We start from the raw sequence: 26,898 nt of genomic DNA, 5'->3' as shown, positions 1-26,898 counted from the left end.
TTGACCGGCGCGGGACCATTTACACGACCAGAAGGACTCACTTTCAGGCATGAATCGCAGACGATTTATTAAAGGTTCAATGGCAATGGCCGCCGTGTGCGGAACCAGTGGTATTGCATCACTCTTTTCCCGCGCCGCCTTTGCGGCAGAGTCTGACATTGCAGACGGAAAAACCGTACGTTTTGATTTTTCCGTTCTGCAATCGATGGCCCATGACTTAGCACAGAAACCCTGGGGCGGCGCACCGCGCGCGTTACCGGACACGCTGGCGAAACTGACGCCGCAGGCCTACAACAGCATTCAATATGACGCAGAGCAGTCTCTGTGGAACAACGTTGAAAATCGTCAGCTTGATGCGCAGTTCTTCCACGTGGGAATGGGTTTTCGTCGCCGTGTACGCATGTTCTCGGTTGATGGCAGTACGCATATGGCGCGTGAAATTCACTTCCGTCCGGAACTGTTTAAATATAACGATGCGGGCGTGGATACCAAACAGCTGGAAGGGCAGACTGACCTCGGATTCGCCGGGTTCCGTGTTTTTAAAGCGCCAGAACTGGCCCGCCGCGATGTCGTTTCTTTCCTGGGAGCCAGCTATTTCCGCGCCGTGGATGACACCTATCAGTATGGTTTATCGGCCCGCGGTCTGGCGGTAGATACCTACACCGACAGCAAAGAAGAGTTTCCTGATTTCACCTCTTTCTGGTTCGAGACGGTTAAACCGGGCGCAACCTCCTTTACCGTGTATGCACTTCTCGACAGCCCAAGCGTAACTGGTGCATTCAAGTTCGTGATCCACTGCGAGAAAACGCAGGTGATTATGGATGTACAAAACCACATCTATGCGCGCAAAGACATCAAACAGCTCGGCATTGCGCCGATGACCAGCATGTTCAGCTGCGGTAACAATGAGCGTCGAATGTGCGACACTATTCACCCGCAAATTCATGACTCCGATCGTCTGGCGATGTGGCGGGGCAATGGCGAGTGGATCTGCCGCCCGCTGAATAACCCGCAAAAGCTGCAGTTCAACGCCTATACCGATAACAACCCGAAAGGGTTTGGCTTGCTGCAACTCGACCGTGACTTCTCCCATTACCAGGACATCATGGGCTGGTATAACAAGCGTCCAAGCCTGTGGGTCGAACCGCGCAACCAGTGGGGCAAGGGGACCATCGGCCTGATGGAGATCCCGACGACCGGCGAAACGCTGGATAACGTTGTCTGCTTCTGGCAGCCTGAGAAGAAGATCAAAGCCGGCGATGAGCTGGAATTCAAATATCGCCTGTACTGGAGCGCTCAGCCACCGGTGCGTTCACCGCTGGCTCGTGTGATGGCGACCCGGACAGGCATGGGCGGTTTTCCGGAAGGATGGGCGCCGGGCGAGCACTACCCGGAAAAATGGGCGCGCCGTTTTGCCGTTGATTTTGTTGGTGGCGATCTAAAAGCTGCTGCGCCGAAAGGCATTGAACCGGTGATTACGCTCTCAAGCGGTGAAGCGAAACAGATTGAGATCCTCTACGTGGAACCAATCGACGGTTATCGCATTCAGTTTGACTGGTATCCGACCTCTGACTCAACCGATCCGGTAGATATGCGTATGTTCCTGCGTTGTCAGGGTGACGCCATCAGCGAAACCTGGCTGTATCAGTACTTCCCACCAGCGCCGGATAAACGTCAGTACGTTGACGACCGCGAGATGCGTTAATCACTCTCTTTACGGCTCTCCTGATGGGGAGCCGTATCTGCATTCATCCTCATAACGACTCTGTACACTATTTACTCGATCCTGTTCGCATTTTTCTGTATGGCAAATGGGTACTCTGTGAGTGTGTATTTCTTATACACGTTCTTGTCCACTAACAGGGAGAAAGTATGTTTCCAGAATACAGAGACCTTATTTCCCGACTGAAATCCGAGAACCCTCGCTTTCTGTCCTTATTCGAAAAACACAACAGCCTTGATCATGAGATCTCCAGACTGGAAGGTTCGGATGGTCGGGGGTATAGCTTGGACATTGTTCGTCTTAAGAAACAGAAACTCCACCTGAAGGAAGATTTGCTCAAAATTTTGCAAAGAGAGAGTGTCAGTGAGAGCTAAGTAGAATGGCGCTTGCTGTGTAAAAGGGCTTCCAGCGAGAAAAGGAAGCCCTTCCTGTTTTAGGTGTTAATCGACCATCACGCGTTTGTTCGTCGCCCCCCAGAGGATCGACATTTCAGTGAACAGCGCGCCGCTAATTTCTTCGACTTCTTCTGCGCTAACCTGCGCATTTCCCTGTTTACCGAACAGTACCACTTCATCGCCAGATGCAACCTGCGGTAAATCGGTCACATCGACGATCACGGTATTCATGGATGTTTTACCCAGGACCGGAACCCGCTGGCCGCGGATCAGCACGTGTCCCGCGTTACTGAATACACGGCGATAACCATCGGCATAACCTGTCGGGATATTGGCCAGAACGGAATCACGTTTAAGGGTATAGGTTCTGTCATATCCGACGGTGTTTCCTTTGGGGTAATGGTTTACCGACGCGATGGCGGATTTAAATGTCATGACGCGTTTGTATTCGGTGCTGGCGATGGTATCGCCATAAAAAATACCGCCAACACGGACCATGTCGAGCCAGGATTCAGGAACGGTCAGGGTGGCGAACGTATTCGCAACATGCAGGGTGACATCTTCGCGTTTAAGCCCGGTAATTTTCAGTACCTGGGCCGATTGCGTGTTGAAACGGGCCAGATCGCGTCTAACCACCGCAGCATCTTCTTCCGGGAAATGCGACATGATGCCAACAATTTTCAGGCCGGGTAATGCGGAAATGGCGCGGGCTTCTTCCAGACCTGCAGCGGTACTGACTTCCAGACCGTTACGCGACATACCGCCAGAGTTCAGTGCCAGATGAATACGAATGATTTTACCTTTCTCCTGAGCAATGGCACTCAGACGCTTAGCCATATCCAGATTACCGATCAGCTCTTCGGTATCGAAGTCCGCTGCCTGGCGCATCTCTTTTTCCGTCGCGTTGCGAACTCGCATGAGCTGTGATGTATAGCCTGACTGGCGAACGGTTCTAATCTCCTCATTGCTGGCGATGCCAATACATTGCACGCCGTTTTGCATCATCACCGGTGTTACCAGTGAGAGATCGTGGCCATACGCGTCTCCTTTAAGAATGGCGCACATCCGGGTTTTATCTGCCAGCAGTTGCTGAACTTTATGAATGTTATATTCCAGTGCGCTACGGGAAATTTCCAGCGTGGTATTATCCACGACCTGTTGCTGATTGACTGCAAAGGGAACGGGGCCTGCTTGAGTGGAGGAAACGGGTTGGTGACAGGCGGTAATCAGTAAAAGCGGAATAAGTGCTAAACGACCCAAAGGTGCTGCCATGCTTGCTCCTTAGCAATAAAGTGAAAGTGTTATTGTCATCATTACGGTCTATCCATGAGGGGATACCCGGATCACCAGAGTAACGGGTTCCACGCCAGAGATTCTTTCTAAGTGATTGCTGTTACAGCATAAAAATAAGACCTCCCCGACTCTAAACAGAGTAATATCGGCTACTGCCAGTCAGAAATGCCCCGTTTATGATTGCAAAGGAGATAAACATGTCAGAAATAATTATCGTTAGTGACGCGCTGGAACTGCGTGCCGTCGAAGAACAACACGTCACCCCTCTGCATCAGTTGGTGCTTAAAAATAAAGTCTGGCTCCAGCAGTCGCTGAACTGGCCGCAGTTTGTGACTTCTGTGGAGGACACCCGCAAGAATGTGCAGGGTAATATGATGTTGCATCAGCGCGGCTACGCCAAAATGTTCCTTATTTTCGAACAAGGGGAGGTGGCTGGCGTTATCTCGTTTAACCAGATAGAACCGCTGAACAGAGCCGCTTATATAGGTTATTGGCTGGACGAAGATCACCAGGGCAAAGGTATTCTGTCTCAGGCGCTACAGGCATTGATTCAGCATTATGCGCAGCGCCAGGAGATTCGCCGCTTCGTGATTAAATGTCGTGTAGATAACGTCAAGAGCAACCAGGTGGCGTTGCGCAATGGCTTCCAACTGGAAGGATGCTTACGACAAGCGGAGTTCCTCAATGGCGATTACTATGATGTGAATCTCTATGCCCGCATCATTGATGACTCCTCAGAATAAACCGGCGATAGGGGTGCGCGTAATACGTTGTTCGCCGTTGATCACTTTTGGCCCGCGCAGATGGATCGTATCGCCATCAAAGGCTTCAATTTGGGCCTGACCGCTTATCTCAATATGATGCTCGATCAGCACTTCACCCAGAATACAGGCGTGGCCTTCAATCAGGATGTGCCCATCCAGCAGAATTGGGCCGCCGCGTAATTTTGCATGCCCACCGACCAGCACATGGTGCTTCAGCACACAATTACCTTCAACCTCCGCGTGTTCCGCCACCTGCGAGCTATAGCGCAGGGTAGGAATGGCGTCTTCATCAGTTCCGGCGATGACACGCGCATGTCCATAGACTTTAGCGCAATCGCAGATCCAGACATTATTCTCTTCGTTACCTTCTACCCGTGCAAAATCAAAAACTTCAGCCCGATGTTCTATAAAGGCATAGTTGATAATCGCATCACCATAGATCTGCACCTGATGCACCACGCGTGAATTGCTGACTATCGCTCGATCGTAAATTTGCAGGAGCTGGTCGTTTTCACGAGTAAGTCCTTTGGCGGCGATAATTTCAGAGTCACACACAATGCGCGCATCACCGCAGAGAAGGCACTCACCGCGAACAACTGAATCCTGAATGGTGACGTTGTCACGTATTTGCGCGTTTTGGCTGATTTCTGCTCGGTCAATCCAGGCGGCATCGCCAATCTGCGCGCCATCTCTGACCACGCTTGCCTGTGTAATACGGGCATTTCCGGATATCGTCGCGCCGGAAAACGCGAGCGCATTCTCATCGTAAATCCAGCAATCGCCACTTTGCGATAGCACGCTTTCATCATCAATCCAGCCACCGGGCGTACCGGCTTTGACATCATTAAAATCAATGAGCGCAATTATCTGGCGTAGTAATACGCTCTTTTTATTGCCATTATCCTGGTAACTAAAGGCGCGAGGTTCATCGCCCAGACGATATTTGGTCATAGCTCATTTCCATGTTGCGCACCTTAGTTAAACGTAGCAAAGTTTTCCGTACTGGCTAAATTCGTGGAAATTCCATAAAATGCATTTCAAATATACTTTAAAAAATAAACAAAATGAGCAAGAGCAAGCAAAGTGAGCGAGTCCTCAATCTTCCGGCCGGTTATTTTGGCATGGTACTGGGCATCATCGGGATGGGGTTCGCGTGGCGATATGCCAGCCAGGTATGGCCTGTAAGCCACTGGATTGGCGACGGTTTAGTGATCCTTGCGATGGTCATCTGGGGATTGTTGACGCTGGCCTTTATTAGTCGTTTACTGCGTTTTCCTCATAGCGTACTGGCGGAAATTCGTCATCCGGTGATGAGCAGTTTTGTCAGTCTGTTTCCGGCTACAACGATGCTGGTCGCGATTGGTTTTGTCCCGTGGTATCGACCGCTGGCGATTGTGTTGTTCACCATCGGCGTGGTGATACAGCTGGCGTACGCAGCCTGGCAAACGGCTGGATTATGGCGTGGCGAGCACCCGGAAGAGGCCACCACACCGGGTCTGTATCTGCCAACCGTTGCCAATAACTTTATCAGCGCCATGGCCTGTGGTGCGCTTGGCTTCAACGATGCCGGGTTGGTGTTTTTGGGCGCAGGGGTATTTTCCTGGCTCAGCCTCGAGCCGGTTATTCTGCAGCGTTTACGAAGCTGCGGCGAGTTGCCGACGGTTTTACGGACTTCACTTGGTATACAGTTGGCACCCGCGCTGGTCGCCTGTAGCGCGTGGCTTAGTGTGAACGGTGGCGAGGGAGATACGTTAGCCAAAATGCTGTTCGGCTATGGTCTGCTGCAACTTCTGTTTATGCTACGCCTGATGCCGTGGTATTTGTCACAGCCGTTTAATGCGTCTTTCTGGAGCTTCTCGTTCGGCGTGTCGGCACTGGCGACTACGGGGCTGCATTTAGGGCACGGCAGCGAGTCAGGTTTTTTTCATACGCTGGCGATCCCGCTGTTTATTTTTACCAATTTTATCATTGCGCTATTACTGATACGTACGTTTGCATTGCTGATGCAGGGAAAACTGCTTATTCGCACCGAACGTGCTGCATTACTGAAATCTGAGGATAAATAATGATCCGTTGTGACGAAAACTACTTTACTGAGAAATATGATTTGACCCGCACGCATTCCGATGTTGTCGACGCGGCAAAAATTGTTGCCCCAGGCAAAACGTTAGATCTGGGCTGCGGGAATGGCCGTAACAGTCTGTACCTGGCGGCCAACGGTTATGACGTTACCGCATGGGACAAGAATCCGATGAGCATCGCCAATCTGGAACGCATTAAAAACGCGGAAGGGCTGACTAATCTGCACGCTGAGGTGGCGGATCTCAATGCGCTAAACTTTGACGGTGAATACGATTTTATTCTTTCTACCGTGGTGATGATGTTCCTGGACGCGAAAACCATCCCGGGCCTGATTGAAAATATGCAGCGCTGCACCAACCCAGGTGGGTATAACCTGATCGTCGCGGCAATGGATACCGATGATTTTCCGTGTACCGTTGGGTTCCCGTTTGCGTTTAAAACAGGGGAGTTACGCCGCTACTACACAGGTTGGGATCTGCTGAAATATAACGAAGACGTAGGTGAACTTCATCGTACGGATGAGCACGGCAACCGAATTAAACTACGCTTTGCAACAATGCTGGCGCGTAAAACGGTCTGACCTGCCCATTTGTGATAACTCTTTCTACGTTCAGCATTTTTTTCGTGCTGAATATTAAGAAAACGTTAAGATAAAATTGTGCGGGCCTTACCATTTTTAGTTCATCCAAAATGATTTCCTTTTGCTATTATTTCAGATGCATATCTGCAAATACTAAGGGATCGTTCCATGCGTGCTCAAACTTTATTTAAAGTTGCAGTGCTTACGGGTTTACTGGCGTTATCAGGCTGTGCTTCAAAAATTACGCAGCCTGATAAATATTCAGGTTTTTTAAAAGATTACTCAGGCCTGAAGGAAACAAAATCTGCAACCGGACAGCCGGTGCTGCGTTGGGTTGATCCCAACTTTAATGAGTCTAAATACGATAACATCGTTTATAACCCGATCACGTATTATCCGGTTCCTAAACCAACCACCCAGGTCGGTCAGCAGGTTCTTGATAAGCTGTTGAGCTATACCAATACCCAAATGAAAACTGCCCTGGCAAAACGTAAACCGCTGGTTACGACGCCAGGCTCGCGCAGTCTGATTTTCCGCGGGGCAATCACCGGTGTTGCTACCAGCAAAGAAGGGCTGCAGTTCTATGAAGTGGTCCCGGTTGCACTGCTCGTTGCGGGTACGCAAATGGCGACGGGGCACCGTACCATGGACACGCACCTCTTTTTCGAAGGTGAGTTGATTGATGCGGCAACCAATAAACCTGTCATTAAAGTTGTACGTCAGGGTGAAGGTAAAGACCTGAACAACGAAAGTACGCCGATGGCGTTCGAAACGTTGAAGAAAGTTGTTGATGACATGGCGACTGATGCTTCCATGTTTGACGTAAATAAAAAACAATAATAACGAAGAACGCACCATCCCTGGATGGTGCGTTTTTTTATGCCGCCCGGCGACGATATACGAGTTTACCCATCAGCGCTTCTGGTCGGGCAAACATCACCAGATTCCCCAGCAAAATCAATACTAATCCCACAATCGCATTAACCTGCCAGACATACCCTTCATACAACGTAGACAGCGTTAGCGCCACCAGTGGAAAAAGCAGTGTACTGTATGCCGCTTTACTGGGACCAATGCGTCCGACCAGCGTGAAATAGGCGCCGAAGGCGATTACCGAACCAAAAATAGCCAGATACAACAGCGCACTGAGATAACTGAAGGTCCAATGTGGCGTGAAGCTGTCGCCGCGCACCAGCGCAATGGTAGCAATCAACACGGTGCCGTACAGCATCGCCCAACTGTTGGTGGTCATCACCTCGAGACCTTTTTTCTGATGACGCAGACTTATCATATTGCCCAGTGAGAAACCAAAAGTGCCGAGGGCGCTTAAACCAATCCCCAGCAGCAGCGAGTGATTCAACCCGCTGTTGACCAAATCCTGCCAGAACAAGGTGACGATACCTGTCAGCCCCAGCCCGGCGGCAACATAAAAGCGTCCTGGTGGTTTTTGACCAAAAAACAGGTAGCTATTAACCGCATTGAACAGGACCGCCATCGAGAAAATGACGGATTCAAGACCGGTATTGATCCACGCAGCGGCAGTGTAAAAACACCAGAAGTTAAAGCAAAAAACGCATCCACCTTGTAACAGACAAAACAGATGGTCGCGTCCGGAAAGCTTACGCAATTTCCCGCTGATCAGCAGGATGGCTATCATCACGGTGCTGGCGATGGCAAAGCGCCAGAAGATGGAAACTGGCGCCGCAACCGGGCCTTGTTGCAGGTAAATCGCAATCCATGTCGTTCCCCAAATCACCACCACCAGGCAGTACAACAGTCCGTTCATACAACTCTCTCTTTTTGGTCTTCAGGCGCACACTGTGCCACGTCGGGTAGCAGGGGGCTTTCATCGGCTTGCGGTGGACTTGCAAAATCTTGCGCTTTTTTTAGTGTAAAGGTGAAAAGGAAGCTGTTAACGATATGTAGCTGATATAGACTGAAAGCCTGCTAACTTATTTTGAATGTGATGGTATGTCTCAGCCCTACGGTGCCTTTGAAAACTTACGCAAACACAATGCCGTGCTGCATGAATCAGTTGCGTTACATTCGGGGATCCAACTGGCTGCCTGGTCAAACAAGCGCGACACCATTACCCAGTATTGCGATCACCACACGCTCAGTTTATACATCGCGGATGGCTACGAGAGTTATCACAAAACGGCGGGAGGCTGGAAGAATGGCGGCGGACCGGATCGTTTTTGCCTGATGCCAAAAGAGAGTGAGTCCAGTTGGGATATTCGTGACGATCTTTCCTTTGTTCATCTCTATTGTACCGACGCTCACCTGCGCGAAGTGGGTGAAAAAGTCTGGGACAAAAGCCCCTATAGCTTCACGCTGGACGAGCATACTTTTGGCAGTGACCCGGGGATCACGGCGGTTTACCGTCAGTTTTTGCTTGGTAACGACTGGCTGCAACCCGCTAATCACCTCACGCTTAGCGCGGCATCTTCACTACTGTTAACGCATCTGATCCAGCATTACAGCAACGTTCAATGGCGGCTTCCCGTTGTCACCGGAGGGCTTGCACCTGCCACCTTGCGTAACGTGCTGGCCTATATTGAAGCACATCTGGCGTATCCCATAACGTTGAGCGATCTGGCTGGTGAAGCAGCGCTAAGCGAATTCCATTTTGCCAGAATGTTTCGCCAGTCGATGAATATGGCGCCGCATCAGTACGTCATGCAACGCCGTATGGCGCTAGCGCAGCAACTGGTCTGTTATTCATCACGCAGCCTGTCGGATATTGCAATGGCCTGCGGATTTAGTTCGGCGAGTCATTTCAGTAACCGGTTTAAACAAGTGACAGGTAAAACACCAACGCAGCTACGCGCGGCGAAATAACGTCAACACTGCGTAGCAAATACCGCCGACAACCAGCCCCCAGAATGCAGACCCAATGCCAAATACCGTCAGACCACTGGCCGTAACCAGAAAAGTCACGATGGCCGCATCGCGTTCAGCTTCATTATGTAAGGCTTGATATAAACTACCGCTAATCGTGCCGAGTAATGCAAGACCAGCAAGCATCTGGATCCAGCTTACGGGCAGGGCTGCCATCAGTCCTGTAACCGAACCGCCAAACACCCCAGCCAGAAGATAGAAGACGCCAGCTGCCGCTGCGGCGAGCCAGCGTCGATTTGCATCCGGATGCGCTTCAGGACTTTGGCAAATTGCGGCGGTTATGGCGGCGATGCAGATGGAATAGACGCCAAAAGGTGAAAATAGCAGCGCCAGTAGACCCGTAAAAACAATCAGAGGGGAAACGGGTAACGAATATCCTGATGCTTTCATGGTCGCAATACCGGGGGCATTTTGCGAAGCCATAGTGACCAGAAATAACGGTAGTGCAATGCTGATACTGTGGGCTAATGAAAAGTGCGGGGTAATAAACGCTGGGATAACCGGTGACAGATTAACATTATTAGTGACAATGTCACCTTTCATCAAGGCGATGGCAATACCCACTAACATCGCAGCGATAACGGCATATCTTGGGGCAATAACTTTTAGCACCAGCCATGCCACCAGCATACTACCGCACAAAATAAGCTCACTGTTCAGGCTATTAAATGCCTGCAAACCAAAACGCAGTAAGATCCCAGCCAACATGGCTGATGCCAGCGAATGGGGAATGATTTTCATCAGGCGGGCAAACAGTCCGGTTACGCCGCACAGCACAATCAGCGCGTTAGCCACGATAAAAACGCCGATGGCATCCTGAATAGATACACCGTGCAGGCCCGTCACCAGCAACGCGGCACCGGGCGTTGACCATGCGGTAAGTACAGGAGCGCGATACCACAATGTCAGCACCAGCGTACTGACCCCCATTGCTAACCCCAGAGCGGTCATCCAGCCTGCAATTTGCCCGGTAGTCGCACCTGCGGCGAGTGCCGCTTGCCAGATAATGGCCGCCGAACTGGCATAGCCAACCAGGACCGCCACAAAACCCGATAATACAGTGGGCAGGGGGATGGAGAATGCACGCATATTCACTCCGTGTGCGTTATAACGGTCAATCACTGTAGCACTGTGCGTTATAGCGTACAAGTGCTAAACTGTAGCCCCGAGTAAGGAGAGCGACGAAGGAGAAAATGGACAACTTAACCCACTATCTTGCCACAACGCTCAGGACATTACGTCACCAGCGGGAATGGAGTCTTTCTCGTCTGGCGGAGGAAACTGGCGTCTCAAAAGCGATGCTGGGGCAGATTGAACGTAATGAATCCAGTCCAACGGTGGCGACATTGTGGAAAATTGCCACTGGGCTGAACGTCCCGTTTTCAACGTTTATTTCACCACCAGAGTCAGACGGCACGCTAACATTCGATCCCCAGCAGCAGGCAATGGTCGTCACGCCGTTGTTCCCGTGGGATCCTCAACTGTGCTTCGATCATTTTTCGATACTATTGGCGCCCGGCGCGCTCAGTGAATCTACTCCGCATGAGACCGGCGTAATAGAGCACGTGGTGGTGATTAATGGTCTGCTGGATATGTGTATTGAGGGGCAGTGGCGCACCCTTAAATCTGGTGAGGGTGTCCGTTTCGCCGGAGATATGGCACACAGTTACCGTAACAGCAGCGAACAAACGGTGCACTTTCATTCGCTGATCCATTACCCGCGCAGTTAATCGGGAAAACTATTCCGAAAAGCTGCGCTTGTGACTACAATAGCCGCCATTTTTACCGCTTGTGGATGGTAACAACTGTATGCGCCAGCAGCCTCATCACCTTGAATTGTTAAGCCCGGCTCGGGATACCGCCATTGCGCGCGAAGCCATTTTGCACGGCGCAGACGCCGTTTACATTGGTGGACCGGGTTTTGGCGCGCGCCATAACGCCAGTAATAGCCTGAAAGATATCGCCGAACTGGTGCCTTTCGCCCATCGCTATGGGGCGAAAATCTTTGTGACGCTAAATACTATCTTGCACGATGATGAACTGGAACCCGCGCAGCGGTTAATTACCGATTTGTATCAGACCGGTGTTGATGCTCTGATCGTACAGGATATGGGGATTCTGGAACTGGATATTCCCCCGATTGAACTGCATGCCAGCACCCAATGTGATATTCGCAGCGTTGAGAAGGCGAAATTTCTTGCTGATGTCGGATTCACCCAGATTGTCCTTGCGCGCGAACTGAGCCTTGAGCAAATTAACGCCATCCATCAGGCTACCGATGCGACCATTGAGTTTTTCATTCACGGCGCGCTGTGCGTTGCCTATTCAGGTCAGTGTTATATTTCACATGCGCAAACCGGACGCAGTGCTAACCGTGGCGACTGTTCCCAGGCTTGCCGTCTGCCGTATACCCTGAAAGACGATCAGGGACGCGTGGTGTCCTATGAAAAACACCTGCTGTCGATGAAAGACAACGATCAGACCGCCAACCTCGGCGCATTGATTGACGCAGGTGTGCGTTCCTTCAAAATTGAAGGGCGCTATAAGGACATGAGTTATGTAAAGAATATTACCGCGCATTATCGCCAGATGCTCGATGCCATCATTGAAGAGCGCGGCGACCTGGCCCGTTCATCAGCGGGACGTACCGAACATTTCTTTACCCCATCCACGGAGAAAACCTTCCATCGTGGCAGCACCGATTATTTTGTGAATGCCCGTAAAGGGGATATCGGCGCATTCGACTCACCAAAGTTTATCGGTTTGCCGGTCGGCGAAGTCCTGAAGGTGGCGAAAGATCATCTCGATGTTGAGGTGACAGAACCGCTGGCTAACGGGGATGGCCTGAACGTGCTAATCAAACGTGAGGTTGTTGGATTCCGCGCCAACACCGTGGAAAAAACGGGGAACAATCGTTATCGGGTATGGCCGAATGAAATGCCTGCCGATCTGCACAAAGTGCGTCCACATCATCCGCTGAATCGCAACCTCGATCATAACTGGCAGCAAGCGTTAACCAAAACCTCCAGTGAACGCCGTGTTGCGATCGATATTGAGCTCGGCGGCTGGCAGGAGCAGTTGATTCTGACGCTCACCAGTGAAGAGGGCGTGAGCATCACCCATACGCTGGATGGCCAGTTTGAGGAAGCGAACAATGCGGAAAAAGCGTTGAGTAACCTACAGGACGGACTGGCAAAACTTGGGCAGACTATGTACTACGCCCGCAATATTCAGGTGAATCTGCCGGGCGCGCTGTTCGTGCCAAACGGTCAACTAAATCAGTTACGACGTGAAGCCGTTGATATGCTGGATACAGCGCGCCTGCAAAGCTATAAGCGCGGTAGCCGCAAACCAGTATCCCAGCCAGCGCCGGTTTATCCGCAAACGCACTTGAGTTTCCTGGCTAACGTCTACAACCAAAAAGCGCGTGAGTTTTATCACCGTTATGGCGTTCAGTTGATTGATGCAGCCTATGAAGCGCATGAAGAAAAGGGCGAAGTACCGGTGATGATCACCAAACATTGCCTGCGTTTCGCCTTTAACCTGTGTCCGAAACAGGCGAAAGGGAACATCAAGAGCTGGAAAGCGACACCGATGCAACTGGTTAACGGCGATGAAGTCCTGACGCTGAAATTTGATTGCCGACCGTGCGAAATGCACGTGATCGGCAAGATGAAACATCACATTCTGAAGATGCCGTTGCCGGGTAGCGTTGTGGCTTCGGTCAGTCCGGAAGAACTGATGAAGACACTGCCGAAGCGTAAAGGTTAATCGTTAGCTCAGATGCGTATCGGGTTTGCGTGATTTTTGCCAGTGATGGTGTTCACGAAGATCGGCGGCGGATTCTTCCGCCGTCACTCGCAGCTCATCGCTGTCGGCCGTGTGTCGTAGTAAATGATCGGCATCCTGCACCTGAAGATATTCATGTCCCTGATTAGTAGCGAAAAGTTGACCGGAAAAAAGCGCGCTGGCCAGCAATAACACTGTTAACCCTTTCTTAAACATCATGCACCCTCTGGTACGTTAGCTGCGGAATTGGCGATAATTTCGCCTGGTGACTATTCAATATTTTAATCGGGATAATGACAATCTCTGTTTTGTCATTTTGATGTTTTTTACATTTTTGTTTAGTCGATGTTGGGATTTGTAACACCCGGGCAGTGCAGCGCTGCCCGGGTGTTATCAGGGAGAGATTCAGGACTTAAATCCGGCGGCCGTCATCAGGAGACGAAAGAACATGCCAACAGCGGCGAGGGCCAGCACGCTGCCGCCCCAGAGGATCACCAGCCACATCAGGCGTTTCCAGATTGTTTGTTGCATCAATGATACCCCTCACCATGTTGAACTTTGCCGCGGAAAACGTAGTAGCTCCAGAAGGTGTACACCAGGATTATCGGGATAATCAGCAGTGCGCCAACCAACATAAAGCCCTGACTTTGCGCCGGAGCCGCCGCTTGCCAGAGCGTAATGGACGGCGGAATGATGTGTGGCCAGATACTGATCCCCAGCCCGCTAAACCCGAGGAAAATCAGCCCCAGTGTCAATACAAAAGGCAGCGTATGGCAGTTATGTTGCTCCAGCGAACGCCACAGCCAGATGCTGATAAGCGCAACCAGCAGCGGAACCGGCATCAGGAACCACAGGTTGGGCAGACTAAACCAACGCTCGGCAATCGCGCTATGCGCCAGTGGTGTCCACAGGCTGATAATGGCAATCACAATCAACATTGCCAGCAGCAGTTTTTTGGCCACGCGACGCATTTTATCCTGCAACGGATTTTCACTTTTCATCACCAGCCATGTCGCCCCCAGCAGGGCATAGGCTACAACCAGGCCAACGCCGCAGAACAACGTGAACGGGGTCAACCAGTCGAAAGGACCGCCGCTGTAGCTGCGACCGGTAACGGAAAATCCGTTGAGTACGGCACCCACCACCACGCCCTGGGTGAATGTCGCCAGGATTGAACCGCTGAGAAAGGCTTTATCCCAGAATGGTCGATGCGCCGGCGTGGCCTTGAAGCGAAACTCAAACGCGACGCCGCGAAAAATCAGGCCGATTAGCATCAGGGTCAACGGGATCGTCAGCGCATCGACAATCACCGCATAGGCCAGCGGGAACGCGCCAAATAACCCGGCCCCGCCCAACACCAGCCAGGTTTCATTCCCATCCCATACGGGAGCGACGCTGTTAACCATCACATCGCGGTCATCAGCGTCCTGAATCGCGGGGAATAAAATGCCAATCCCGAGATCAAAACCGTCCATCACGATATACATCAGCGTGGCGAACACGATAATCACAAACCAGATAACTGATAAATCGATACCCATTAGCGATGAGCCTCCGGTTGAGAATCAAGGACGGCAGCCGAAAGCGGCCGGGCAGGCGTGCCGGTTGGCGGAATTGTTGGGTCATCTTCATGTGGCCCCTTGCGGATCAGGCGTATCATGTAGCTGTAACCCACACCAAACACTGAACTGTACACCACAAAGAAGGACAGCAGGCTGATGCTCATATGTAAATCACCATGTGCGGAAACCGCATCCGCCGTACGTTGCAGACCGTAAACCACCCACGGTTGACGGCCAACTTCAGTGGTCACCCAACCGGCAAGGATGGCAATCAGACCTGAGGGGCCCATCCACAAGGCAAAGCGCAGGAAAGGGCGCGAGGTGTATAAACGCTGCTTATAGCGCAGCCACAGGGCAAAAGCGCCCAGCAGGATCATCAGCATGCCTAGCCCGGCCATTATGCGAAACGACCAGAACACCATAGTTGAGTTAGGCCTGTCTTCTTTAGGAAACTCTTTTAGTGCCGGGACCTGTTTGTCCAGGCTATGGGTCAGGATCAGACTGCCCAGCGCCGGGATTTCCAGCCCATAGCGGGTGCGTTCCTGCTCCATATCCGGCCAGCCGAAGAGTAGTAGCGGGGTTGGTTCGTCGGGCGGATTTTCCCAGTGCCCTTCAATCGCAGCAATTTTTGCCGGCTGATGCTTCAGCGTATTCAAACCGTGCATATCGCCAATCAAAGCCTGCAGCGGGGCGACGATTAACGTCATCCATAGCGCCATTGAGAACATCGCGCGAATAGCCGGGGTGTTATTCCCGCGCAATAAATGCCATGCACCTGACGCTGCAACAAACAACGCGCTGCTGAGGAAAGCGGCAACGGACATATGCAGTAAACGATAAGGGAATGAAGGATTGAAAATAACGGCGAACCAGTCAACGGGAACGACCTGGCCGTTAACTATTTCATAGCCTTGCGGTGTCTGCATCCAGCTGTTAGAGGCGAGGATCCAGAAGGTTGAAATAATGGTACCCAGTGCGACCATGCAAGTGGCAAAGAAGTGAAGCCCTGGGCCAACCCGGTTCCAGCCAAACAGCATTACCCCAAGGAAGCCCGCTTCGAGGAAGAAGGCGGTGAGCACTTCATAGGTCAGAAGCGGCCCGGTGATGCTACCGGCGAACTCGGAAAAACCACTCCAGTTGGTACCGAACTGATAAGCCATCACCAGCCCGGAAACTACACCCATACCAAAGTTTACGGCGAATATTTTCGACCAGAAATGGTATAGCGAACGCCAGGTGGGATTTTTCGTCTTTAGCCATAACCCCTCAAGTACTGCCAGATAACTGGCGAGGCCGATGGTAATGGCCGGAAAGATGATGTGAAAGGATACCGTAAACGCGAACTGGATCCTCGCCAGGTGAAACGCGTCAAGACCGAACATGCTTAACTCCGCAGGCAAAATTGATTTGGCGCAATTCTAAGCCTGAGAAGCAATGCGGGGCAGAAACAGAACAGTTCTTTTTAACCATAACAGTTGCAGTGCTGTTATAGGTTGTACACGCTGATATGAAATCTGGAAGCTGGATTCCTGTTATTAAATAGCGTCCTCCCCACGTTAGTAATTCTGCAATATTAATAGCAAGGTAATTAAAAGGTAATCATAAATGTTTACTTTGTGTGTATAAAGGTTCTTCTGCTGAATGCCTTCCTTGAATCAAAAATCACCCTGCAGGAGCTGGCGAACAGGATCGGCAGACCTAAGCAGGAGATCACCCGTTTATTTGATTTAAAGCACACGACAAAAATTGATGCCGTGCAGATTGCTGCGCGCGCCTTAGGCAAAGAGCTGGCGTTAACGATGTTGTAAAACTGTTAACTATAACAGTTATAAAAAATACCCTGATTATGTAAACTGATATACACAGTGATTGTCACCGACACCGGTAATCAGGATCAAAAATGAAAAAGTACCAGCGACTGGCAGAGCAAATTCGCGATCAAATTGCGTCTGGCGTATGGCAGCCAGGCGATCGCTTGCCTTCCTTGCGTGAGCAAGTGGTCAGCAGCGGAATGAGTTTTATGACCGTCGGACACGCATACCAGTTGCTGGAAAGCCAGGGGCGGATTATCGCCCGGCCGCAGTCTGGTTATTATGTCGCCGCGCGCCCCGAACGTGAACTGGCAGCGCCGCAGGTGCAGGTCACGCGCGACGAAGCGGTGGATATCAATACCTATATTTTTGATATGTTGCAGGCCAGCCGGGATGCGTCAGTGATGCCCTTTGCATCCGCATTCCCCGACCCGCGTCTGTTTCCACTTCAACAGTTGAACCGCTCGTTGGCGCAGGTGAGTAAAACCGCCACCGCCATGAGTGTGATTGAAAACCTGCCCCCGGGGAATGCTGAGCTGCGTCATGCCATTGCCCGTCGCTATGCTCAACAGGGGATGACCATTTCACCGGACGAAATCGTCATCACCACCGGGGCGCTGGAAGCCCTCAACCTGAGCCTGCAAGCAGTCACTGAACCGGGTGACTGGGTGATTGTCGAAAACCCCTGTTTTTACGGGGCGTTGCAGGCCCTGGAGCGATTACGTCTGAAGGCGCTGTCGGTAGCCACCGACGTTAACGAGGGGATCGATCTTGCCGCGTTGGAGCAGGCGTTACAGGAGTACCCGGTAAAAGCCTGCTGGCTAATGACCAACAGCCAAAATCCGCTGGGTTTTACGCTCAGCGCAGAGAAAAAGGCGCGTCTGGTTGCCTTGTTGGAAAAATACCACGTAATGCTGATTGAAGATGATGTTTACAGCGAGCTGTACTTTGGCCGCGAAAAACCGCTACCTGCCAAAGCCTGGGATCGCGCCGACAGCGTTCTGCATTGTTCGTCTTTCTCGAAGTGTCTGGTGCCAGGATTTCGTATTGGCTGGGTGGCAGCAGGGAAACATGCCCGGCGTATTCAGCGACTCCAGCTAATGAGTACTTTATCTACCAGTTCGCCCATGCAGCTTGCACTTGTTGATTATCTTTCAACCCGGCGCTATGACGCGCATTTGCGACGCTTGCGTCGGCAGTTGGCGGAACGTAAACAACAGGCCTGGCAAACGCTGCTGCGTCATCTTCCGGCGGAAGTCAAAATTCACCACAACGACAGCGGTTATTTTCTGTGGCTGGAGCTGCCGGAACCGCTTGATGCTGGTGTGCTCAGTACCCATGCGCTGGCACACCACATCAGCATTGCGCCGGGGAAAATGTTCTCGACCTCGGGAAGCTGGACACGTTTTTTTCGTTTTAATACTGCATGGCACTGGGGAGAGCGCGAAGAGCAGGCCGTAAAACAGCTTGGCAAATTAATTCGTGAAATGATGAAATAAACCATAACGCGCTATTCAATATAAATGAATAGCGCATTCTTATTTTCGAAATAGTGAATGCTGAACCACGGTATTATTTATATCGGGTGCGGCCATACAAAATATCAATAGTTAATACTATTGCCACCTCTGCGTCTAACTCCTTGTCTATACTCCAGAAGATTACCCCCCAGGTCAGAGTCTGTAGCGTAATGAGCGTTAGCTCACAACCTGATTAAATTTCCTTGCACCAGCAGGAACGCTTACAACACCCCGACTATTTTTAGAAAAGGACATATATTTACGGCAAGGCTGCCGCTCAATATTTTTTCGACAGGAGTAAGACGTTATGAGCAAGCAACTTGCCCTCAGTAGCCTGTGTGCCTTCAGCATGACGCTGATGACTGCGCAGGCAGCCGAACCCCCCACATCATTAGATAAACCGGAAGGCCGCCTGGATATTATTGCCTGGCCGGGTTATATCGAACGTGGGCAAACCGATAAACAATATGACTGGGTCTCGCAGTTTGAGAAAGATACCGGCTGTGCGGTCAATGTAAAAACGGCGGCCACCTCTGATGAGATGGTCAGCCTGATGGCTAAAGGCGGTTACGACTTGGTAACCGCTTCTGGTGATGCCTCACTGCGCCTGATAATGGGAAAACGCGTTCAGCCGATTAATACTGCGCTTATCCCTAACTGGAAAACCCTTGATCCGCGAGTGGTAAAAGGGGAGTGGTTTAACGTTGGCGGTAAAGTTTACGGTACGCCATACCAGTGGGGACCAAACCTGCTGATGTATAACACCAAAACCTTCCCAACGCCGCCGGACAGCTGGAACGTGGTATTCGTTGAACAAAATCTGCCTGACGGGAAAAGCAATAAAGGTCGCGTTCAGGCTTACGATGGCCCGATCTATATTGCCGACGCCGCATTATTCGTTAAAGCCACCCAGCCGCAGTTGGGTATTACCGACCCCTATCAGCTCACTGAAAAACAGTATCAGGCGGTGATCAAAGTCCTGAGCGATCAGCACGCGTTGATCCATCGCTATTGGCACGATACCACCGTGCAAATGAGCGATTTCAAAAACGAAGGCGTAGTGGCGTCAAGCGCCTGGCCTTATCAGGCTAACGCCTTGAAAGGCGAAGGTCAGCCAATTGCCACGGTCTTCCCAAAAGAGGGGGTTACCGGATGGGCTGATACCACCATGCTGCACAGTGAAGCGAAACACCCGGTTTGCGCTTACAAATGGATGAACTGGTCATTAACCCCGAAAGTACAGGGCGACGTAGCCGCCTGGTTTGGTTCTCTGCCAGTGGTGCCTGAAGGTTGTAAAGCCAGCCCGTTACTGGGTGAAAAAGGCTGTGAAACCAACGGCTATAGCTATTTTGACAAAATTGCCTTCTGGAAAACGCCGATTGCCGAAGGTGGAAAATTCGTTCCTTACAGTCGCTGGACGCAGGATTACATCGCCATTATGGGTGGTCGTTAATTCCGCTGGGGGTTTTATGACGTACGCAGTGGAGTTTCATAACGTCTCGCGTTTGTATGGGGATGTTCGTGCAGTGGATGGGGTGAGTATTGCGATTAACGACGGTGAGTTTTTCTCTATGCTGGGGCCATCCGGCTCCGGCAAGACCACCTGTCTGCGCCTGATTGCCGGGTTTGAGCAACTGTCAGGCGGCGCGATCACTATTTTTGGTAAACAGGCCAGCGAATTACCGCCCTGGGAACGGGACGTCAATACGGTATTTCAGGATTACGCGTTATTCCCGCACATGTCGATCCTCGACAACGTCGCCTATGGGCTGATGGTTAAAGGCATTGATAAAAAACAACGCCACGCGAAAGCACGTGAAGCACTGGATAAGGTCGCACTCGGTTTTGTTTATGAACGTAAACCGTCGCAGCTTTCCGGTGGGCAACGTCAGCGTGTGGCGATTGCCCGGGCGCTGGTCAATGAACCGCGCGTCCTGCTGTTGGATGAACCGCTCGGGGCATTGGATCTCAAACTGCGTGAGCAGATGCAACTGGAGCTGAAAAAATTACAGCAATCCCTTGGCATCACCTTCATCTTTGTCACCCACGATCAGGGTGAAGCCCTGTCGATGTCCGATCGGGTGGCGGTGTTTAATAACGGTCGCATCGAACAGGTGGATTCTCCGCGTGAACTGTACATGCGTCCGCGGACGCCGTTTGTGGCAAGTTTCGTCGGAACGTCAAATGTCTTTGATGCGACGATGTCGGCGAACGTTTGTGGGCTACAGGGGATGTTCTCCCTACGTCCCGAACACATTCGCTTGAATGATGCCGGAGGAGAAGTCCAGGCCCGGGGTGTTATTCAGGCGGTGCAGTATCAGGGGGCGGCGACGCGGTTTGAGCTGAAACTTGCCGGAGGGGAAAAACTGCTGGTTAGCCAGGTGAACCTGACGGGAGAAATGCTACCGTCAACGTTGTCGCCGGGTCAGCAGGTGATGGCATCGTGGTCCCGCGACGTGATGGTACCGCTGGTTGAGGAGAGGTGAATGGCTATGAACGTCTTACATTCGCCTCCACAGTCGACAAGCCTGAACCGGATCTCAGGTTACTTCTGGCGTAATCCGGGGATGGGGCTGTTTTTGCTGCTCCTTGGACCACTGATGTGGTTTGGCATTGTCTACTTCGGCTCATTACTGACGCTGTTGTGGCAAGGTTTTTATACCTTCGACGATTTCACTATGTCGGTCACGCCGGACCTGACGCTGGCGAATTTGCAGGCGCTGTTTAATCCTGCTAACTACGACATCATTTTGCGTACCCTGACGATGGCGGTGGCGGTCACCATTGCCAGCGCGATTCTGGCGTTTCCGATGGCGTGGTATATGGCGCGCTATACCAGCGGCAAAATGAAAGCCTTTTTTTACATTGCCGTAATGTTGCCAATGTGGGCCAGTTACATCGTTAAAGCCTATGCGTGGACGCTGCTGTTAGCTAAAGACGGTGTGGCGCAGTGGTTTTTAACCCATCTTGGGCTGGAGCCGCTACTGCTTTCGTTCCTGACGCTGCCTGCGGTAGGCGGCAATACGTTGTCGACTTCAGGCTTAGGGCGCTTTCTGGTGTTCGTATACATCTGGCTGCCGTTTATGATCCTGCCGGTACAGGCCGCACTGGAGAGACTTCCGCCGTCACTGTTACAGGCCTCCGCTGATTTGGGCGCGCGTCCGCGTCAAACCTTCCGCTATGTGGTTCTTCCGCTGGCAATACCCGGTATCGCTGCGGGATCTATCTTTACCTTCTCTCTGACGTTGGGCGACTTTATCGTGCCACAGCTGGTGGGACCACCAGGCTATTTCATCGGCAACATGGTGTATTCGCAACAAGGGGCGATCGGCAATATGCCGATGGCGGCGGCATTTACTCTGGTGCCGATTGTGTTAATCGCACTGTATCTGGCGTTCGTGAAGCGTCTGGGAGCTTTCGATGCACTCTGAACGCGCGCCCTGGTTACTCAAACTGGCGGCATGGGGCGGGGTTATTTTCCTGCACTTTCCCATCCTCATCATCGCCACCTATGCTTTTAATACTGAGGAGGCTGCTTTTAGTTTTCCACCGCAGGGATTAACGCTGAAGTGGTTTAGCGTTGCGGCGCAGCGTAGCGATATCCTGGAGTCTGTGACGTTGTCACTTAAGATCGCTGCGTTGTCGACCGCTATTGCCCTTGTTCTGGGGACGCTGGCCGCGGCCGCGCTGTGGCGTAGGGACTTTTTTGGCAAAAGTGCAATATCGCTGTTGCTACTGTTGCCGATCGCGCTGCCGGGCATTATTACCGGCCTTGCGCTGTTGACGGCGTTTAAAACCATCAACCTGGAACCGGGTTTTCTCACGATCGTAGTGGGCCATGCGACGTTTTGCGTGGTGGTGGTGTTTAACAACGTTGTGGCGCGTTTTCGCCGTACCTCATGGAGTCTGGTTGAAGCGTCTATGGATCTTGGCGCCAACGGCTGGCAAACCTTTCGTTACGTCGTGCTGCCCAATCTGGCATCGGCACTACTGGCGGGCGGGATGCTGGCGTTTGCCTTGTCGTTTGATGAAATCATCGTGACAACGTTCACCGCCGGACATGAAAGAACACTTCCGCTGTGGCTGCTTAATCAACTGGGCCGTCCACGGGATGTGCCGGTCACCAACGTTGTGGCATTGCTGGTAATGCTGGTGACAACACTGCCAATTTTAGGGGCCTGGTGGCTAACGCGTGAAGGCGACACTCTCGCCGGAAACGGTAAATAAACGACGATATGGGAAATTGCTATGCAACATCAATTACTGATTAATGGCGAGCTGGTCAACGGTGAAGGTGAAAAGCAGCCAGTCTATAACCCTGCCACTGGTGAACTCATTCTGGAGATTGCTGAGGCGTCAGCCATGCAGGTTGATGCCGCGGTACGTGCGGCAGACACCGCGTTTGCCACCTGGGGGCAAACCACGCCGAAAATGCGCTCTGAACTGCTGCTGAAACTGGCGGACGCTATTGCCGATAACGCGCAAACCTTCGCTGAGCTGGAATCACTTAACTGCGGTAAGCCACTGCACTGTGTCCTCAACGATGAAATTCCAGCTATTGTCGACGTTTTCCGCTTCTTTGCCGGGGCTGCTCGAACTCTGCAAGGACAGGCGGCCGGGGAGTATCTGGAAGGACATACGTCGATGATTCGCCGTGATCCGCTCGGCGTGGTGGCCTCTATTGCACCGTGGAACTATCCGCTGATGATGGCAGCGTGGAAGCTGGCTCCAGCGTTGGCTGCGGGAAACTGTGTGGTGATTAAACCATCAGAAATTACCCCGCTGACGGCGCTTAAATTGGCTGAATTTGCCAAAGATATTTACCCGGCTGGCGTTATCAACGTCCTGTTTGGTCGCGGTAAAACGGTGGGCGATCCGCTGACCGGCCATGAAAAAGTCCGCATGGTTTCTCTGACTGGCTCCATTGCAACCGGTGAACACATTATTCAGCACACCGCGCCGTCAATTAAGCGCACACATATGGAACTGGGCGGCAAAGCTCCGGTGATCATTTTTGATGATGCCGATCTGGATGCGGTAGTGAGCGGCGTGCGGACCTTTGGTTATTACAATGCCGGGCAAGACTGTACCGCCGCTTGTCGAATCTATGCCCAAAAAGGCATTTATGACGCGTTGGTTGAGAAACTCGGCGCCGCGGTTGCCAGCCTGAAAATTGGTGCGCCGAACGACGAATCGACGGAACTGGGACCGGTAAGTTCGCAGGCACATCTTGATCGCGTGACTAAAGCTGTCGATGAGGCCAAAGCCCTGGGGCATATCAAAGTTATCACCGGCGGCAAGAAAGTGGATGGCGCAGGCTACTACTTTGCCCCAACGCTGCTGGCCGGGGCGAAGCAAGAAGATGCCATCGTGCAGCGGGAAGTTTTCGGCCCGGTGGTCAGCGTGACCGTATTTGATGATGAAGATCAGGTGCTGGCGTGGGCAAATGATTCGAAATACGGACTGGCATCTTCCGTCTGGACCCGGGATGTTGGGCGTGCGCATCGCTTTAGCGCTCGCCTGCAATATGGTTGCACTTGGGTCAATACCCATTTCACGCTGGTTAGCGAGATGCCGCACGGTGGGCAAAAACAGTCTGGGTATGGCAAGGATATGTCGGTTTATGGGCTGGAAGATTACACGATTGTTCGCCATGTCATGATCAAGCATGAGTAATCTTTTAAGCGCGAGCGGTAAATGGGGCACGGATAGCTAAATATCGGCAAACGTGTGTCTATACTATTCGCGCCACTGGCCTCGTCGCCATCGGACGGCGGTAAGTTGGAAATATCCGCGAGGTCAGGCTAATTGATACAACAAAGCCCCGGTTGAATGTCGGGGCTTTGTGCTTTCAGGAGCGCCATCGGGTTTATCTGCGGCCCAGGCTGCAAAGCCAGGCGAGTAGGGCACAGACGCTCAGAACTAGCCCCAGTTGTTGCACCATGCCTGCAAATCCCAGCATCATTCCCAGCAACAGGTAATAGCTTAATCCAAACAATGCCCCCGCGGCTCCGGCCTGTTCACGATAATGACGCAGCGCCTGACTCAGCACATTGGGAATGGCGATACCATAGGCAATCACCACGCCGAACACCGGAATCAGGATCCACGCAGAGTGCTGTAAGCACCACGCTACGAGACCTGACAACGCTGCCAGCGCACAGGCATAACGTACCAGTTGTTCCGGCGTCAGACCTGTCGTTAACAGTCTTTGGTTCAGCAGGCTACCCGACAGAGAAGCAAACGCAAGTAGCAACCCCGTCAAGCCAAAGGCTCTGGAGCACCATCCCAATTGCCCAAAAAGAAACGGCGCCAGGCTGTAATAGCTAAACAGCATGGTGTTCAGTAGAGCAACCAGTATGGCGTTTTTCCACAGCTCATAGTCACGCGCCATGCGGGAGAGTAGCGCAGCAAGCCTTGGTCTGAGCGTATGTTCGGGCCGGGTTTCTGGCAGCATGGTCACGGTCAGCATCAGCAGTAGCAGCGCCAGCAGCACAAGGGCAATAAATACCCCGGTATGACCATACAAACTGACCAACCATCCTCCGCTTAGCAGACCGAAAACCGGACTCAATGCCAACGCGGCACCCATCACAGAAAAGACGCGGGATAGCGCAGTTGATTCATAGCTGTCCCTTAGCATGGTCTGTACCACTACAGATCCGGCAGCAGCTCCAATGGCCGAGACCATCCGTGCCAGCAGCAGAACGCTGAAATCAGTGGCAACAACGGCCATGAGGGAACCCGTGGCGTAGCACAGGAGTCCAGCCATCATCGCCCGGCGTCGCCCGATGCAGTCGCTCAGCCATCCCCACATCGCCACGCCGACGGCGAAGGCAACAAAATAAACGGAGAGTGTTTGAGCCGCGCGCTCACTGCTGACGTGATAAGACGTCGCAATACCTGGCAATGCCGGGCTGTAAATGGTTTCCACCAGTTGTGGAAACATAATCAGGAGTGTGAGAAGCCACAGCGGCGGTCGATGAAATGTGTTCATAGCAATATCCAGAGAAACAGAAAACAGGTGGGCATTATTGCTGAAAGGAAAATGTCGTATTACCATTATCAGGACTATAAATGTCAGATATCGGACAGAAGATGAAAATTGCCCCGGATGATGCTTTTGATGCGGACAGCTTTGATAAACCGGTAATCGGGATTGCTTCCGAGATGGGCGTACACGATTCAGGACGGCACAGCCATCTTCGTCATCAGCTACTTTATTCGGCAGCGGGAAGCATTACGATTGAGCTGGAACAGGCGTTGTGTCTGCTACCGCCACGTCGTGCGGTCTGGATCCCAGCCGGTACGGTACATCGCGCCATAATGCGCGGCGTGATGGCTTATCGTTCTTTGTACTTCTCAACCACGTTGCCGTTATCTGATTTACCGCTGCAGATAGTCGACGTTAACCCTCTCTTTTTTGAGGTGATAGAACGTATGTCTTTCTGGTCATGGGAGATGCCTGCCGCGCAGCAGACCAGTCTCATCACCGTATTTTGTGAGGAAATGCGTGCCGCCCACAGTGAAAACTGGACATTGCAGTATCCCTCAGATCCGCGGCTTAACGTGTGGCTTGAAGGATTACGCATGGGCGAACTGCCACCACGACTGAATCAATTGTCCCGACAGGTTGGGGCATGCGAAAGGACAATAGGTCGAATATTTATCAGGGATACCGGGATGAATTATCAGGACTGGCGGCAGCAATTTAGGCTGTTAAAAGCCATGGAGATGTTGGCTGACGGATGCCATATCAGCCAGGTCGCGCAATATCTGGAGTTTGTCAGCGACAGTGCTTTTATTGCTTTCTTCCATCAGCATACCGGCACAACACCAGGCCGTTATTCGGGCAATATAATGCCGCAGAAGGATTAGGGGTATTACATACTAAGGATAATTTACCCGGCAGTGCGAGAATGGGAAAATAGTTTACTAATGGCAGAGAGAAGTCCCTCTCTGCCAACGGACGCTGCAATTAATCAAACAAGAACCACATCAAGCAAACCAGCCGAACCTTGCGGAAATCAGACTGAAAAGTCCTACAGCAGCAAATATATTTATCAGCACCACCGTTTTACTGGAAACATTCATTTGTGCCACCTTTCGTTTTAACCCATATGGGTATAGTACGGGTTATAACTATCCGCAATAGTACGAATTCTGAACATAATGAAAATGGGTTGTTTTACAGCCACTTTTCTTAAATTAATTAATAAAACTTGATGTGGGTCATGAAAAAGAGCATATTGCGCGCGATTTCACCTTTCGGCCCGGATGCCTTACATGTCTCTGTACCAAAAAATGTTGGTTTTTTATGCGGTGATGGCCGTTATCACGGCAATCATCACCTGGTTTCTTTCCCGCGATAAAAAGCGAATTCGCTTTCTCAGCGCGGTATTAGTCGGTGCGACCTGGCCGATGAGTTTTCCCGTCGCGTTAATGTTCTCTCTCTTCTGATGACGGCGTAAACGCCGC

General features: G+C 51.8%; 27 protein-coding genes and 1 pseudogene. 18 read left to right on the top strand and 10 right to left on the bottom strand.

Annotated features, from left to right (window positions below; all coding sequences use genetic code 11):
• Positions 1-49: 49 nt before the first annotated feature.
• Entirely contained in the window at positions 50-1,705 is a 1,656-nt protein-coding gene (locus E6P06_RS15620; RefSeq protein WP_003836107.1) for a glucan biosynthesis protein D, read from the top strand.
• Between the two features lie 167 nt (positions 1,706-1,872).
• The gene (locus E6P06_RS15615) at positions 1,873-2,097 is read left to right on the top strand and encodes a YdcH family protein (RefSeq protein WP_003020276.1); all 225 of its coding nucleotides are present in this window, start codon (positions 1,873-1,875) and stop codon (positions 2,095-2,097) included.
• A 66-nt stretch (positions 2,098-2,163) separates the two neighbouring features.
• On the opposite strand, the gene alr is transcribed toward E6P06_RS15615, so the two are convergent.
• Complete coding sequence (gene alr, locus E6P06_RS15610; RefSeq protein WP_003020268.1) at positions 2,164-3,390, bottom strand: alanine racemase; 1,227 nt, start codon at positions 3,388-3,390, stop codon at positions 2,164-2,166.
• 218 nt (positions 3,391-3,608) lie between these two features.
• On the opposite strand from alr, the gene rimL reads away from it, so the two are divergent.
• A complete protein-coding gene (rimL, locus tag E6P06_RS15605; RefSeq protein WP_003836113.1) occupies positions 3,609-4,154 on the top strand; it encodes a 50S ribosomal protein L7/L12-serine acetyltransferase in 546 nt (181 codons plus the stop codon).
• On the opposite strand, the gene ydcK is transcribed toward rimL, so the two are convergent.
• Positions 4,146-5,126: a YdcK family protein gene (ydcK, locus tag E6P06_RS15600; protein ID WP_138828558.1), complete on the bottom strand. Its 981-nt coding sequence runs from the start codon at positions 5,124-5,126 to the stop codon at positions 4,146-4,148. The two genes, rimL and ydcK, sit on opposite strands and share 9 nt — an antisense overlap.
• Positions 5,127-5,239: 113 nt before the next feature.
• On the opposite strand from ydcK, the gene tehA reads away from it, so the two are divergent.
• The 3 genes from tehA (at position 5,240) to E6P06_RS15585 (ending at position 7,677) form a co-directional block, all read left to right on the top strand.
• Positions 5,240-6,241 carry a dicarboxylate transporter/tellurite-resistance protein TehA gene (tehA, locus tag E6P06_RS15595; RefSeq protein ID WP_139935436.1) on the top strand — a complete coding sequence of 334 codons (1,002 nt, stop codon included), beginning with the start codon at positions 5,240-5,242 and terminating at the stop codon, positions 6,239-6,241.
• Positions 6,241-6,837, top strand: a complete 597-nt coding sequence (tehB, locus tag E6P06_RS15590) for a tellurite resistance methyltransferase TehB (RefSeq protein WP_003836119.1) — start codon at positions 6,241-6,243, stop codon at positions 6,835-6,837. The genes tehA and tehB overlap by 1 nt, the downstream gene beginning before the upstream one ends.
• A gap of 168 nt (positions 6,838-7,005) precedes the next feature.
• Complete coding sequence (locus E6P06_RS15585; protein ID WP_003020253.1) at positions 7,006-7,677, top strand: DUF3313 domain-containing protein; 672 nt, start codon at positions 7,006-7,008, stop codon at positions 7,675-7,677.
• A 37-nt stretch (positions 7,678-7,714) separates the two neighbouring features.
• On the opposite strand, the gene E6P06_RS15580 is transcribed toward E6P06_RS15585, so the two are convergent.
• The gene (locus tag E6P06_RS15580) at positions 7,715-8,623 is read right to left on the bottom strand and encodes a DMT family transporter (RefSeq protein WP_139935435.1); all 909 of its coding nucleotides are present in this window, start codon (positions 8,621-8,623) and stop codon (positions 7,715-7,717) included.
• Positions 8,624-8,808: 185 nt separating this feature from the next.
• Here E6P06_RS15580 and E6P06_RS15575 point away from each other — a divergent pair, with 185 nt between their 5' ends.
• Positions 8,809-9,678, top strand: a complete 870-nt coding sequence (locus E6P06_RS15575; protein ID WP_003836123.1) for an AraC family transcriptional regulator — start codon at positions 8,809-8,811, stop codon at positions 9,676-9,678.
• On the opposite strand, the gene E6P06_RS15570 is transcribed toward E6P06_RS15575, so the two are convergent.
• Positions 9,661-10,827 (bottom strand): benzoate/H(+) symporter BenE family transporter, encoded by a 1,167-nt coding sequence (locus E6P06_RS15570; RefSeq protein ID WP_139935434.1) that lies wholly within the window; start codon positions 10,825-10,827, stop codon positions 9,661-9,663. The genes E6P06_RS15575 and E6P06_RS15570 overlap by 18 nt on opposite strands.
• Before the next feature lie 104 nt (positions 10,828-10,931).
• Here E6P06_RS15570 and E6P06_RS15565 point away from each other — a divergent pair, with 104 nt between their 5' ends.
• Together E6P06_RS15565 and E6P06_RS15560 are read left to right on the top strand one after the other, a co-directional pair.
• Positions 10,932-11,468, top strand: a complete 537-nt coding sequence (locus E6P06_RS15565) for a helix-turn-helix domain-containing protein (RefSeq protein ID WP_003836127.1) — start codon at positions 10,932-10,934, stop codon at positions 11,466-11,468.
• A 79-nt stretch (positions 11,469-11,547) separates the two neighbouring features.
• On the top strand, positions 11,548-13,509 hold the full coding sequence (locus E6P06_RS15560; protein ID WP_003020237.1) for a U32 family peptidase: 1,962 nt from the start codon (positions 11,548-11,550) through the stop codon (positions 13,507-13,509).
• Between the two features lie 3 nt (positions 13,510-13,512).
• Here the strand turns inward: E6P06_RS15560 and E6P06_RS15555 are convergent, their stop codons facing one another.
• The 4 genes from E6P06_RS15555 to E6P06_RS15540 all read right to left on the bottom strand — a co-directional run bounded on the left by E6P06_RS15555 (position 13,513) and on the right by E6P06_RS15540 (position 16,471).
• On the bottom strand, positions 13,513-13,743 hold the full coding sequence (locus E6P06_RS15555; RefSeq protein WP_003020233.1) for a DUF2554 family protein: 231 nt from the start codon (positions 13,741-13,743) through the stop codon (positions 13,513-13,515).
• Between the two features lie 189 nt (positions 13,744-13,932).
• Positions 13,933-14,058, bottom strand: coding sequence for a DUF2474 domain-containing protein (locus tag E6P06_RS15550; protein WP_003020230.1), 126 nt, complete (start codon positions 14,056-14,058; stop codon positions 13,933-13,935).
• On the bottom strand, positions 14,058-15,068 hold the full coding sequence (gene cydB, locus E6P06_RS15545; protein WP_139935433.1) for a cytochrome d ubiquinol oxidase subunit II: 1,011 nt from the start codon (positions 15,066-15,068) through the stop codon (positions 14,058-14,060). Before cydB ends, E6P06_RS15550 begins: the two co-directional genes overlap by 1 nt.
• Positions 15,068-16,471 carry a cytochrome ubiquinol oxidase subunit I gene (locus E6P06_RS15540; RefSeq protein WP_139935432.1) on the bottom strand — a complete coding sequence of 468 codons (1,404 nt, stop codon included), beginning with the start codon at positions 16,469-16,471 and terminating at the stop codon, positions 15,068-15,070. Before E6P06_RS15540 ends, cydB begins: the two co-directional genes overlap by 1 nt.
• Positions 16,472-16,705: 234 nt before the next feature.
• Between E6P06_RS15540 and E6P06_RS15535 the strand changes: the two are divergent.
• The 7 genes and pseudogenes from E6P06_RS15535 to patD form a co-directional block, all read left to right on the top strand.
• Positions 16,706-16,897, top strand: a pseudogene (locus E6P06_RS15535) (type II toxin-antitoxin system HicB family antitoxin); the annotation flags it as partial.
• Positions 16,898-16,989: 92 nt separating this feature from the next.
• A complete protein-coding gene (locus E6P06_RS15530; RefSeq protein ID WP_016150280.1) occupies positions 16,990-18,399 on the top strand; it encodes a PLP-dependent aminotransferase family protein in 1,410 nt (469 codons plus the stop codon).
• Positions 18,400-18,727: 328 nt separating this feature from the next.
• Complete coding sequence (gene ydcS, locus E6P06_RS15525; RefSeq protein ID WP_003020212.1) at positions 18,728-19,873, top strand: putative ABC transporter substrate-binding protein YdcS; 1,146 nt, start codon at positions 18,728-18,730, stop codon at positions 19,871-19,873.
• A 16-nt stretch (positions 19,874-19,889) separates the two neighbouring features.
• On the top strand, positions 19,890-20,906 hold the full coding sequence (locus E6P06_RS15520; RefSeq protein WP_139935431.1) for an ABC transporter ATP-binding protein: 1,017 nt from the start codon (positions 19,890-19,892) through the stop codon (positions 20,904-20,906).
• On the top strand, positions 20,907-21,851 hold the full coding sequence (locus E6P06_RS15515) for an ABC transporter permease (protein ID WP_003843727.1): 945 nt from the start codon (positions 20,907-20,909) through the stop codon (positions 21,849-21,851). It abuts the gene before it with no gap.
• Positions 21,841-22,647, top strand: a complete 807-nt coding sequence (locus tag E6P06_RS15510) for an ABC transporter permease (protein WP_003020204.1) — start codon at positions 21,841-21,843, stop codon at positions 22,645-22,647. The genes E6P06_RS15515 and E6P06_RS15510 overlap by 11 nt, the downstream gene beginning before the upstream one ends.
• 21 nt (positions 22,648-22,668) lie before the next feature.
• Entirely contained in the window at positions 22,669-24,096 is a 1,428-nt protein-coding gene (patD, locus tag E6P06_RS15505) for an aminobutyraldehyde dehydrogenase (protein ID WP_139935430.1), read from the top strand.
• 193 nt (positions 24,097-24,289) lie between these two features.
• Here patD and E6P06_RS15500 read toward each other — a convergent pair whose 3' ends face one another.
• Entirely contained in the window at positions 24,290-25,417 is a 1,128-nt protein-coding gene (locus E6P06_RS15500) for a multidrug effflux MFS transporter (protein WP_139935429.1), read from the bottom strand.
• Positions 25,418-25,518: 101 nt separating this feature from the next.
• Here E6P06_RS15500 and E6P06_RS15495 point away from each other — a divergent pair, with 101 nt between their 5' ends.
• A complete protein-coding gene (locus E6P06_RS15495) occupies positions 25,519-26,298 on the top strand; it encodes a helix-turn-helix domain-containing protein (RefSeq protein ID WP_032939116.1) in 780 nt (259 codons plus the stop codon).
• A 120-nt stretch (positions 26,299-26,418) separates the two neighbouring features.
• On the opposite strand, the gene yncL is transcribed toward E6P06_RS15495, so the two are convergent.
• On the bottom strand, positions 26,419-26,514 hold the full coding sequence (gene yncL / locus E6P06_RS15490; protein WP_071524268.1) for a stress response membrane protein YncL: 96 nt from the start codon (positions 26,512-26,514) through the stop codon (positions 26,419-26,421).
• A 192-nt stretch (positions 26,515-26,706) separates the two neighbouring features.
• Here yncL and E6P06_RS15485 point away from each other — a divergent pair, with 192 nt between their 5' ends.
• Entirely contained in the window at positions 26,707-26,880 is a 174-nt protein-coding gene (locus tag E6P06_RS15485) for a GhoT/OrtT family toxin (protein ID WP_003020198.1), read from the top strand.
• The last annotated feature ends 18 nt before the right edge of the window (positions 26,881-26,898 follow it).

The organism is Citrobacter sp. CF971, assembly GCF_006385635.1.
GTDB lineage: Bacteria > Pseudomonadota > Gammaproteobacteria > Enterobacterales > Enterobacteriaceae > Citrobacter > Citrobacter freundii.
Note: the sequence above shows the minus strand (reverse complement) of the source record. Positions and strands in the feature narration are given on the sequence as shown.